Origin of the sequence: Stenotrophomonas sp. GD03794, assembly GCF_029842145.1 — a bacterium.
Lineage (GTDB): Bacteria > Pseudomonadota > Gammaproteobacteria > Xanthomonadales > Xanthomonadaceae > Stenotrophomonas > Stenotrophomonas riyadhensis.
The window spans coordinates 57,877-66,067 of record NZ_JAOCFV010000025.1 but is presented as its reverse complement, the minus strand read 5'-3'; the positions used below and the strand labels follow the sequence as shown (position 1 = coordinate 66,067).

Sequence of the window (8,191 nt, the reverse complement as noted above, 5' to 3'; positions counted from 1 at the left end):
GGCTGCGCCCGGTGGCCGGGAAACCTCAATACCCCGCCGCCTGCCCATCCTTTCGACTCTCAGACGCACCGTAGTAAACGCCGGATTCCGGATCACGCATGATCGCCTGATACCCACCATACGGACCGTCGGCGAACACGATGCGATGCCCCTTGCGCATCAACGCACGCACCGTTTCATACGGGAAGCCGGTTTCCAGATTCACTTCACCACCGTCGGTCATCGCCGTGGCCTGACCTGTCGGTTCAGTCGAGCCCTCGTGCTGGATGCGCGGTGCATCACCGGCTTCCTGCAGGTTCATGCCGAAATCCACCAGGTTCATCACGATCTGCGCGTGGCCCTGCGGCTGCATCGCGCCGCCCATCACGCCGAAGCTGGCATACGGCTTGCCGCCCTTGGTGATGAACGCCGGGATGATCGTCTGGAACGGGCGCTTGCCCGGTGCGTAGCCGTTGGGATGGTTCTTCTGCAGCACGAACATCTCGCCACGATCCTGCAGGATGAAGCCCAGCCCCGGCGGCGCCATGCCGCTGCCCATGCCGCGGTAGTTGGACTGGATCAGCGACACCATCATGCCGTCGGCGTCGGCCACGGTCATGTAGATGGTGTCGCCTTCTTCCAGCTGCTTCGGCGTGCCCGGCTGCACTTCCTTCAGCGCCTTGTCCATCGAGATCAGTGCGCGGCGCTGTGCGGCGTACTCCTTGGAGATCAGCTTCTGCACCGGCGCCGGCTGGAACGCCATGTCGGCATAGAAGCGCGCACGGTCGGCGAAGGCCAGCTTCTTCGCTTCAACGAACAGGTGCACATGCTCCGGTGAACCGAACGGAATCTTCGAGAAGTCGTAGCCTTCCAGCACGTTGAGGATCTGCAATGCAGCGATACCCTGGCTGTTCGGCGGCAGCTCCCACACGTCGTAGCCGCGATAGTTGCTGCTGACCGGTTCAACCCACTCACCGTGGTGGTCGGCCATGTCCTGGTAGCTCAGGTAGCCACCGTTGGCCTTGAAATAGTCGCCGATGGTGCGGGCGATATCGCCCTTGTAGAAGGCATCACGGCCGCCGTCGGCGATCTTCTGCAGCGTACTGGCCAGATTCGGGTTCTTCCACATCTCGCCCTTGCGCGGGGCGTGGCCGTTGATCGTGAACTGTTCCTTGAAGCCCGGGTACTGCGACAGCTTGGGTACCGAGCGGTCCCAGTAGTAGGCGATCACTTCGGCCACCGGATGGCCCTCGCGGGCGTAGCGGATGGCCGGCGCCAGGTTGTCGGCCATCGGCTTGCGGCCGAAGCGGTCGTGCAGCGCGAACCAGCCATCGACTGCGCCGGGCACGGAGACCGGCAGCGGGCCGGTAGCCGGGATGTCCTTCAGGCCACGGCGCTGGAACTCGGCCAGGGTCAGCGACTTCGGCGAACGGCCCGAACCGTTGTAGCCATAGAGCTTCTGCGTCTTCGGGTCCCAGACGATGGCGAACAGGTCGCCGCCGATGCCGTTGCCGGTCGGCTCCATCAAGCCAAGCGCGGCGTTGGCGGCGATAGCCGCGTCCACCGCCGAGCCACCGCCCTTCATCACGTCCAGCGCGATCTGGGTGGCCAGTGGCTGCGAGGTGGCGGCCATCGCATGCGGGGCGATCACCTCCGAACGGGTAGCGAAGGCGTGGCCGGTGATGCGGTCGGCGGCAAAGGACAGCGCGGGCACGGCAGCCAGCACGGCGGCAGCGAGCAGGGAACGGGCAAGGCGTCGGGACACGGTCGGGTTCCGATGGAAGGGTGGTCCCCGATCTTCGCCGCTGCGGCCTTCACGCGGTATCGGGCAGAGGTCATGGACGTTGATCCTGGGGTGGGTGCGGAGGTCCGCACCCAACAAGGCGAAAATCCGCTGGATTCCGCGCAGAAGCCGACCTGAAAGGAGTGAATTCGGGTTCACCGAAACACTTTCAGCGGCAACCATCCTTGTGCCACAAGCGATTGCGCTGGATGCAGCGGAAACCGATAAAAATTCCGTCGCGAGGGTTGACATCGCCGAAACGGTTGTGTTCCTCTCGATCACATGTTGCATCACAACACGCCACCGCGAACCCACATCGAAGCCGCCGACACCGGCGCCGCCTCGCTGCGTTCGATTCTTGTGCTCGTACTTATTACCCAACCAACAGGTGCGGGACGAGCCAGCGTGTAAGCAACAAACACACCGGAACTCTTCAAAAACCCGCACCCGCCCCGGTGCGGGTTTTTTCATTTCAGGACCTGGTTTCAGACGCAACCACCATGACCAACGCCGATCGCACAACCCGGACCTGCACCACCGCGACGCCTCGTGGTGGCTGTGCCTGTGCAACGCGTGGCGCCTCCTCCACCGCTTTCCCCTGACCGGCCGGCACGTCACCTCGACGACCGGCCGTTCTTTTTTCTTCCCACCGCAAGGAACCTCCCCCATGAGCACCAACGACCTGCCCCAGACCAAGATCGCCGTCATCGGCTACGGCAGCCAGGGCCGCGCCCACGCACTGAACCTGCGCGAATCCGGCTTCGACGTGGTGGTAGGCCTGCGTCCGGGCGGCCCGACCGAAGCCAAGGCCCAGGCCGATGGCTTCACCGTGATCGCGCCCGCCGATGCGGTGAAGGATGCCGACCTGGTCGCCGTGCTGACCCCGGACATGGTGCAGAAGAAGCTCTACAACGACGTGCTGGCGCCGAACATGAAGCAGGGCGCCTGCCTGCTGTTCGCGCATGGCCTGAACGTGCACTACGGCATGATCGAGCCGCGCGCCGACCTGGACGTGGTGCTGGTTGCGCCGAAGGGCCCGGGTGCGCTGGTGCGTCGTGAGTACGAGATCGGGCGCGGCGTACCGTGCATCTGGGCGGTCTACCAGGATGTCAGCGGCAAGGCCGCGCAGCACGCGCAGGCCTACGCGGCCGGCCTCGGCGGCGCCCGCGCCAACCTGATCCAGACCACCTTCAAGGAAGAGACAGAGACCGATCTGTTCGGCGAGCAGGCGGTGCTGTGCGGCGGTGCCTCGGCACTGGTGCAGGCCGGTTTCGAAACCCTGGTCGAAGCCGGCTACCAGCCGGAGATCGCCTATTACGAAGTGCTGCACGAACTGAAGCTGATCGTGGACCTGTTCTACGAAGGCGGCATCTCGCGCATGCTGGAGTTCATCTCCGAGACCGCGCAGTACGGCGACTACGTCAGCGGCCCGCGGGTGATCGACGCCGGCACCAAGGCACGCATGAAGGAAGTGCTGAAGGACATCCAGGACGGCACCTTCACCAAGAACTGGGTGGCCGAGTACGAAGCGGGCCTGCCGAACTACAACAGGTTCAAGCAGGCCGACCTGGAGCACCCGATCGAAAAGGTGGGCAAGGAACTGCGCGCCAAGATGGTCTGGTTGCAAGGACAGGCCGCGTAACCGCGCGGCCTCCCCCACCCGCTTTGCAAGGTTCCCCCATGAACTCTTCCACACATCGCAGCGCGCCGCCCAACGGCGCGCGCTGGCTGACCCAGGCGCTGGAGGCCGAGGGCGTCCACACGCTGTTCGGCTATCCCGGCGGCACCATCATGCCGTTCTACGACGCGCTGGTGGATTCGTCGCTGAAGCACGTCCTGGTGCGCCATGAGCAGGGCGCGGCACTGGCCGCCAACGGCTTCGCCCGCGCCAGCAACCAGGTGGGCGTCTGCGTGGCCACCTCCGGCCCGGGCGCCTCCAACCTGGTCACCGGCATCGCCGACGCGATGCTGGATTCGGTGCCGATGGTCTGCATCACCGGCCAGGTCGCCACGCCGCTGCTGGGCACTGACGCCTTCCAGGAACTGGATGTGTTCGGCCTGACCCTGCCGATCGTCAAGCACAGCTGGCTGGTGCGCAGCGTCGATGACCTGCCGCGCGTGGTCGCCGATGCGTTCCGCATCGCCCGCGAAGGCCGGCCCGGCCCGGTGCTGATCGACCTGCCCAAGGACGTGCAGCTGGCCGATGCCAGTCATCTGCCGGCGCACGTGCCAAGCAGCGTCGAGCCGCCGCCTGCCCCGGCCGAAGCCGCCATCGCCGAGGCCATCGCCGCACTGGCAGCCGCCGAAAAGCCGGTGGTCTACGCCGGTGGCGGCATCGCGCTGGGCGATGCGGTGCAGGACCTGCGCGCTTTCGTCGAGGCCAGCGCCATCCCCACCGTGATGACCCTGCGCGGGCTGGGCGCGCTGCCGGCCAACCACCCGCAGTCGCTGGGCATGCTGGGCATGCACGGCACCCGCGCGGCCAACATGGCGGTGCAGGAAAGCGACCTGCTGCTGGTGCTGGGTGCACGCTTCGACGACCGTGCCACCGGAAAGCTGGCCGAGTTCGCACCGTTCGCCCGTGTCGTCCACATCGATGCGGACGCGTATGAGATCTCCAAGCTGCGCAGCGCCGATGTCGCCGTGGCTGGCAATGTCGGCCATGCCATCCGCGCCCTGCGTGCGGCCTTCCCCTCCCCCAAGGCCCACCAGGACGCATGGCGCAAGCGTTGCGCGCAGCATCGCGATCGTTTCGCCGCACGCTACGACGCGCCGGGCCAGCACATCTACGCACCGGCCATGCTGAAGCGCCTGAGCGAACTGGCACCGGCCGATGCGGTGATCGCCTGCGATGTCGGCCAGCATCAGATGTGGGTGGCACAGCACTGCCGCTTCAACCACCCGCGCAACCACCTGACCAGTGGCGCGCTGGGCACCATGGGCTTCGGCCTGCCGGCCGCGATGGGTGCGCAGTTCGCCTGCCCCGATCGCACCGTGGTGCTGGTCTCCGGCGACGGCAGCTTCATGATGAACGTGCAGGAGCTGGCCACCATCGCGCGTTGCCGCCTGCCGGTGAAGATCGTGCTGCTGGACAACAGTTCGCTGGGCATGGTGCGGCAGTGGCAGGAGCTGTTCTTCGCCGAGCGTTACAGCGAGATCGACCTGTCCGACAACCCGGACTTCGTGGCGCTGGCGCAGGTGTTCGGCATCGCCGCGACCCGCATCGACGCACGTGATGACGTCGAAGGCGGGCTGGCCGCGCTGCTGGCCGAACCGGGACCGGCACTGCTGCACGTGGCCATCGATGCGCGCGCCAACGTGTGGCCGCTGGTGCCGCCGAACACCGCCAACAGCACGATGCTGGAAAGCAATCCCGCCCACGCCCGCCAGGAGACCCCCAATGCAATACCGGCTTGACCTGGTGCTGCACCCGGCCGAAGGCGCGCTGCTGCGCGTGATCGGCATGGCCGAACGCCGTGGCTTCGCGCCGCGCGCGATCAGCGGTGCGCCAGTGGCCGCCGACGATGGCCGCTGGCACCTGCAGCTGGTGGTGGATGGCCAGCGTCCGGCGGAAACGCTGTGCCGGCAGATCGAGAAGATCTACGACTGCGTGTCCGTGCAGGTCACCGCCGTGGAAGGAGCATCCGTATGAACACCCGTACCGTAGCGACCACGGTGCCGGTACGGAGGCGTCTTCTTCGCCGCCCGTGCCCGCATGCGGCGGTCTTCTGCACTGCGCTGGTGGCCCATGCCGGTCGCTGACACCAGCCAGGAAAGCGATGTCGGCGACGTAAGCGTCGCCGACGTACTGGCGGCGCAGGCTCGTCTGCGCCGCTTCCTGCCGCCCACCCCGCTGCACCATGCCGAGCGCTTCGGCACCTGGCTGAAGCTGGAGAACCTGCAGCGCACCGGGTCCTACAAGGTGCGCGGCGCGTTGAACGCGCTGCTGGCCGGCCGCGAGCGCGGCGATACCCGGCCAGTGATCTGCGCTTCGGCCGGCAACCATGCCCAGGGCGTGGCGTGGGCGGCCTACCGCCTGGACGTGCCGGCCATCACCGTGATGCCGCACGGCGCACCGGCCACCAAGATCGCCGGCGTCGCCCACTGGGGCGCGACCGTGCGCCAGCACGGCAACAGCTATGACGAGGCCTACGCCTTCGCGGTCGAACTGGCACAACGCCACGGCTACCGCTTCCTGTCCGCGTTCGACGATGCCGACGTGATCGCCGGCCAGGGCACGGTCGGCATCGAGCTGGCCGCGCACGCGCCGGACGTGGTGATCGTGCCGATCGGCGGCGGCGGCCTGGCCTCCGGCGTTGCGCTGGCGCTGAAATCGCAGGGCGTCCGCGTCGTTGGCGCGCAGGTGGAAGGTGTCGATTCGATGGCGCGTGCGATCCGTGGCGACGTGCGCGGGATCGCCCCCGTTGCCTCGCTGGCCGACGGCGTGAGGGTGAAGATTCCCGGCTTCCTGACCCGCCGCCTGTGCGCCTCGCTGCTGGATGATGTGGTGATCGTGCGCGAGGCCGAACTGCGCGAAACCCTGGTGCGGCTGGCACTGGAAGAACACATCATCGCCGAGGGCGCTGGTGCGCTGGCGCTGGCGGCCGGCCGCCGCGTCGCCGGCCGCCGCAAGTGCGCGGTGGTCTCCGGCGGCAACATCGATGCCGGTGTCCTGGCCGGCCTGCTCACCGACATCCGCCCGCGCCCGCCACGCAAACCGCGGCGACGGCGCAGTGAAACCCCGCGCTCGCCCGCCAAGGCCAGCGCCACCGCTTCCCCCACCTCTTCCCCTTCCCCCCTGCAAGCCGTCGCACCCGCTGTCGAGGAGATTTCCCTGTGACCACCATCGAACGAATTACCACCCCGCGCATCCGCATCTTCGACACCACCCTGCGTGACGGCGAGCAGTCCCCCGGCTGCAGCATGAGCCCGCCGCAGAAACTGGTGATGGCGCGTGCGCTGGACGAACTGGGCGTGGACATCATCGAGACCGGCTTCCCGGCCAGCTCGCAGTCCGACCGCGAGGCGATGGCACTGATCGGCCGCGAACTGCGCCGTCCGAGCCTGACCCTGGCGGTGCTGTCGCGCTGCCTGCAGGCCGACATCGAAACCTCGGCACGTGCGCTGGAGGCCGCTGCCAACCCGCGCCTGCACGTGTTCCTGTCGACCAGCCCGCTGCACCGCGAGCACAAGCTGCGGATGACCCGCGAGCAGGTACTGGAGTCGGTACGCAAGCACGTCTCGCTGGCCCGCTCCTACATCGACGATGTCGAATTCTCGGCCGAAGATGCCACCCGCACCGAGCTGGACTACCTGATCGAAGTCGCGCGCGTGGCCATTGCTGCCGGCGCCACCACCATCAACCTGCCCGACACCGTCGGCTTCACCACGCCGGAAGAGATCCGCGCGATGTTCCAGCAGGTCATCGCCGGCGTCGCCGACGTACCGAATTCCGCCAACGTGATCTTCAGTGCGCACTGCCACAACGACCTGGGCCTGGCCGTGGCCAACTCGCTGGCCGCCATCGAAGGCGGCGCGCGCCAGGTCGAATGCACCATCAACGGCATCGGCGAGCGCGCCGGCAACTGCTCGCTGGAAGAGATCGCGATGGTGCTGAAGGTGCGCCAGGCCTTCTACGAGCAGGACAGTTCGATCAACACTCCGCGCATCGTCGGCACCTCGCAGCTGCTGCAGCGCCTGGTCGGCATGCCGGTACAGCGTAACAAGGCCATCGTGGGCGCCAATGCCTTCGCCCACGAATCGGGCATCCACCAGCACGGCATGCTGCGCCACCGCGGCACCTACGAAATCATGCGTCCGGAAGACGTGGGCTGGGAAGATTCGCAGATGGTGCTTGGCCGCCACAGTGGCCGCGCCGCCGTCGAAGCGCGCTTGCGTGCGCTGGGCTTCTGGCTGGACGAAGACGAACTGAAGCTGGTGTTCGAGCAGTTCAAGGGTCTGTGCGAACAGCAGCGCGTGGTCACCGATGCCGACCTGCAGACGCTGATGCAGGGCGGCTCCAACGCGCAGGGCTACCGCCTGGCGTCGATGACTATCAGCGATGTCGGCAGCCGCGCCAATGCGCTGGTGGAACTGTCCGACCCGGACGGTAACCGCGTGGCCGAGACCGCGCAGGGCGATGGCCCGGTCGATGCGCTGTTCGGCGCGCTGTCGGCCGCTACCGGCGTGCAGCTGATGCTGGACAGCTACCACGTGCACAGCGTCGGCATCGGCGCCGACGCGCGCGGCGAAGCCAATCTGAGCGTGCGCCACGAGGGCGTGGAGTACGACGGCACCGGCACCAGCAAGGACATCATCGAAGCCTCCGCACTGGCCTGGCTGGATGTTGCCAACCGCCTGCTGCGCCAGCGCCAGGCTGCCGCCCACAGCAACACCGACGTTGCCACCCCCGCCACCGCCTGAGGACCC

The 8,191-nt window shown here is 67.3% G+C and carries 6 protein-coding genes; 5 read left to right on the top strand and 1 reads right to left on the bottom strand.

Translation table 11 applies throughout. From position 1 onward, the window contains the following. Positions 1 to 25: 25 nt before the first annotated feature. On the bottom strand, positions 26 to 1,744 hold the full coding sequence (gene ggt, locus N5D91_RS14425; RefSeq protein ID WP_164162342.1) for a gamma-glutamyltransferase: 1,719 nt from the start codon (positions 1,742 to 1,744) through the stop codon (positions 26 to 28). A gap of 685 nt (positions 1,745 to 2,429) precedes the next feature. Between ggt and ilvC the strand changes: the two genes are divergently transcribed. The 5 genes from ilvC to N5D91_RS14400 all read left to right on the top strand — a co-directional run bounded on the left by ilvC (position 2,430) and on the right by N5D91_RS14400 (position 8,185). Then, positions 2,430 to 3,404, top strand: coding sequence for a ketol-acid reductoisomerase (gene ilvC, locus N5D91_RS14420; RefSeq protein ID WP_110713561.1), 975 nt, complete (start codon positions 2,430 to 2,432; stop codon positions 3,402 to 3,404). A gap of 38 nt (positions 3,405 to 3,442) precedes the next feature. Beyond that, positions 3,443 to 5,179, top strand: coding sequence for an acetolactate synthase 2 catalytic subunit (gene ilvG / locus N5D91_RS14415; RefSeq protein WP_180854342.1), 1,737 nt, complete (start codon positions 3,443 to 3,445; stop codon positions 5,177 to 5,179). After that, positions 5,163 to 5,414 (top strand): ACT domain-containing protein, encoded by a 252-nt coding sequence (locus tag N5D91_RS14410; protein ID WP_014038403.1) that lies wholly within the window; start codon positions 5,163 to 5,165, stop codon positions 5,412 to 5,414. Before ilvG ends, N5D91_RS14410 begins: the two co-directional genes overlap by 17 nt. Positions 5,415 to 5,510: 96 nt before the next feature. Further along, entirely contained in the window at positions 5,511 to 6,602 is a 1,092-nt protein-coding gene (locus N5D91_RS14405) for a threonine dehydratase (protein ID WP_153854471.1), read from the top strand. Then, a complete protein-coding gene (locus N5D91_RS14400; RefSeq protein ID WP_071228154.1) occupies positions 6,599 to 8,185 on the top strand; it encodes a 2-isopropylmalate synthase in 1,587 nt (528 codons plus the stop codon). Before N5D91_RS14405 ends, N5D91_RS14400 begins: the two co-directional genes overlap by 4 nt. The last annotated feature ends 6 nt before the right edge of the window (positions 8,186 to 8,191 follow it).